This is a genomic window from Lysinibacillus sphaericus OT4b.31 (assembly GCF_000392615.1).
GTDB classification, from domain to species: Bacteria; Bacillota; Bacilli; order Bacillales_A; family Planococcaceae; genus Lysinibacillus; species Lysinibacillus sphaericus_B.
On the sequence record NZ_KB933465.1, the window covers coordinates 1 to 556 of the forward strand.

Annotated in this window: 1 pseudogene; it reads right to left on the reverse strand. The window is 34.4% G+C overall.

Annotated elements, in window-relative coordinates:
• Window positions 1-556 (reverse strand): annotated as a pseudogene (locus tag H131_RS24145) (sensor histidine kinase); the annotation flags it as partial.

Consider the following 556-nt stretch of genomic DNA (forward strand, 5'->3'; position numbering starts at 1 on the left):
GTAAATAAAAATAAAACTGTACGCCATTCTTTGTATTGCAAACACCGTATTCGACCCCATGTAGCATTAATATATTTTTGGAAATCGCCAGTCCTAAACCAGTTCCACCGTCTGATCTTTTTCTAGAAGCATCAATCCGATAAAAGCGCTCCCAAATTTTCTCTAGATGTTCTTTTTCAATATGAGCACCTTTATTCTCCACACTTATCTTCACCAGTTCTCTTTTCACCTCTATCGCCAAAATTATTTTTTCTTAGGAAGGCGAATATCGAATTGCATTCATCAAAAAATTTGTAAGAACCTGTTCGATACGGCGTTGGTTGGCTACTACTTCAATCGGTGATAAATCGGTTTCAACTTGCAATTGTTTTTGTTGTATTTCAGGCATTAGTTTTTCGCAAATCTCTTCTAATAGTGAATCGATATAAAAAGAATCCATTTGCATTTTATACGTACCCGATTCATACTTTGCTAATTCCAGCATATCGATAATCAATAAATCCATCTTATCGACTTCTTTTTCCAATGCATCGAAATAATACTCTTTCTTATGATT